Here is a 2,629-nt window from a genome sequence, read left to right as displayed (position 1 = left end):
TAGCTGGTAAATTCGGCTTAAATATCATCCGTGTGAATGCTAAAGATCGTTTCTTAGGCAAATTAGCTGGCGTTTCTGATCCAGAAACAAAACGTAAAATCATAGGTAATGAATTCATTTATTTATTCGATGATGAAGCAGCTAAATTAGATGGTATTGATTTCTTAGCTCAAGGTACTTTATACACTGACGTTATCGAAAGTGGTACTGATACAGCTGAAGTTATTAAATCACATCATAACGTTGGTGGCTTACCTGAAGACATGGAGTTCGAATTAATCGAACCATTAAACACTTTATTTAAAGATGAAGTACGTGCTTTAGGAATTGAGCTTGGAATGCCTGAATCATTAGTATGGCGCCAACCATTCCCAGGACCTGGATTAGGTATCCGTGTTCTTGGTGAAATTACAGAAGAAAAATTAGAAATCGTCCGCGAAAGTGACGCGATTTTACGTGAAGAAATTGCTAAGGCTGGCTTAGACCGCGACATCTGGCAATACTTTACAGTTCTGCCAGGCATCCGCTCAGTGGGTGTTATGGGAGACGGTCGTACTTATGACTACACTGTTGGTATCCGTGCGATTACATCAATTGACGGTATGACTGCTGACTTCGCTCGTATTGATTGGGACTTATTACAAAAAATCTCAGTTCGTATCGTAAACGAAGTGGCTCACGTTAACCGTATCGTGTATGACATTACGAGTAAACCACCTGCAACAGTAGAGTGGGAATAATTTAAAAAAGTACCGAATAATCTAATTATGGATTATTCGGTACTTTTTAGTTATCCAACTAATTTAATTAAATGAGAAACAATCTAGTCATTTACTTGGATTGTTTTTTTGTTTTTAATCTCATAATTTCCATATAATTGGCCACAGGCAGCATCAATTTCAATTCCAAACTGACTTCTAATAGTGACATTTATGCCTTTAGATATTAAGGTTTGATAGAACAGTTTAACTTGCTTTTCATCTACTTGCTTGAACGTTCTTGGTGCATCAAAAGTAGGATTGTACCTGATGAGATTGACATGATACAGCTTTCCTTTTTTATACCGAGAGCGAAGTAAATCTGCTAAAGCAACTGCATGAGTCAAAGAATCGTTCACATCAGGTAGTAAAATATAAGCAATGTAAACTTTTTTTGAAGTTACTTTTATATGTTCATCTAAAGTATCCATCACTTTTAAAAGGGGAAACCTTTTATTAATCGGCATTAACTGACTTCTCTCTTCATCAAAAGGTGAGTGAAGAGAAAAAGTTAAATGAACTTGTGGATATTCAGCTGTTAGTCGTTTTATTTTAGGAATCACACCAATCGTTGAAACAGATAAACGCCTAGGGCTCAGTTGAAACATATCAGGATTCATAAAAATATCTAAAGCCTCAAAAAAATGAGGGTTAGCAAGTGGTTCTCCCATACCCATAAAAGAAATACTATCAATTTGGTGTCCTTTTAAAAGAAAGTAGAGAACTTGATCCGTTATTTCCTCAGCCGTTAAATTTTTTCTTAAGCCAATTTTTCCAGTAGCGCAAAATTGACAACCTAGATTGCAGCCACATTGAGATGAAATACAAAAAGATTCCCAGCCAGCTTGATAGGTCATGTTGACTGTTTCAATGCGATTATCTCCAGAAAGATTAAAGAGTACTTTCCTCACTTGTTGCGACTTCTGTTCAATAAGGGGCTCAACTGTTAGAAGTGATGTTCCTATTTCTGTTGTTAAAGTATCTCGTAAATTTTTAGGTAATACAGACATCTCATTGAAATCTGTTTTTTTCTCTTTAAAAATACAATGAAGAATTTGCTTCATTCGGTAGTTTGGTTGTTGACACTCTTTTAAAACTTTTTCAATTTGTTGATATTTAGTTAATTGTTTTTGTAACATATTATAAACCCTTTCACGTTCTCTTTTTTTATGAGTAATGAGAGTGATCTGTCATTTAAGGTAAACAAAAAAGCACAGACAAGATTCCGTGCTTCTTATTATATAAGGCGCTAAGATTAACGATCCGTTATAGTTACAAGAGGTGAAGCACTGAAGGGACCGTTAGTTAGCAGACAAAAAGACAGAAAGCTCTCTTTGTCTGCTAAACGGTTGCCGATTTTTGCATTTTTTCCAAATAACATTTTAAAAACGGTTATCATTACTCACACCTCCCTGATTTGAATTGATTATTGAGTATTTTAACATGAAAGATTAAGAAAGTAAAGGTATGAGAAGTTAATTTTATGATATAGTATCATTCGAACGTGATAATGTCTTAAGTAGGTCAAAGCATAAAATGTCCCAAAATGATAAACTATCACGATGAAAAGGATTATGTTAACGATGAACGAAAATAAAAAATATAAAGTCATAAAAGCAGTAGCTGAAAATAAAAAACAAAAGAAACGAGCAAGTGTGGAACTCAACTTATCAGTGAGGCAAATCAATCGACTCGTTAAAGACTATCAAACGAATGGAAAGGAAGCATTTTCACATAAAAACAGAGGAGGTAAACAAAGGCATGGCGTGCCTGATCAAGTCAAACAACAGGTGGTTACCATCTACCAATCTTTTCGAGTGAAACCTAACGTGAGGCACTACACTGAAATTTTAAAAGAGGACTATGATATC

4 protein-coding genes are annotated in these 2,629 nt (G+C 35.0%); 2 read left to right on the top strand and 2 right to left on the bottom strand.

Translation table 11 applies throughout. The features are described 5' to 3' along the window. A partial coding sequence (guaA, locus tag P7D84_RS13615; protein ID WP_233140139.1) for a glutamine-hydrolyzing GMP synthase occupies nt 1-740 on the top strand: 740 nt, incomplete at its 5' end. An 83-nt stretch (nt 741-823) separates the two neighbouring features. Here the strand turns inward: guaA and cfr(D) are convergent. Next, complete coding sequence (gene cfr(D), locus P7D84_RS13610; protein WP_216807377.1) at nt 824-1,897, bottom strand: Cfr family 23S rRNA (adenine(2503)-C(8))-methyltransferase; 1,074 nt, start codon at nt 1,895-1,897, stop codon at nt 824-826. 116 nt (nt 1,898-2,013) lie between these two features. Then, nucleotides 2,014-2,157, bottom strand: coding sequence for a hypothetical protein (locus P7D84_RS13605; protein WP_164852610.1), 144 nt, complete (start codon nt 2,155-2,157; stop codon nt 2,014-2,016). Between the two features lie 184 nt (nt 2,158-2,341). Here P7D84_RS13605 and P7D84_RS13600 point away from each other — a divergent pair. Beyond that, nucleotides 2,342-2,629, top strand: a 288-nt coding sequence (locus P7D84_RS13600; protein ID WP_169032518.1) for a helix-turn-helix domain-containing protein, incomplete at its 3' end; no start/stop codon positions are given.

This window comes from Enterococcus dongliensis, assembly GCF_031927985.1.
GTDB classification, from domain to species: Bacteria; Bacillota; Bacilli; order Lactobacillales; family Enterococcaceae; genus Enterococcus_A; species Enterococcus_A dongliensis.
Note: the sequence above shows the minus strand (reverse complement) of the source record. Positions and strands in the feature narration are given on the sequence as shown.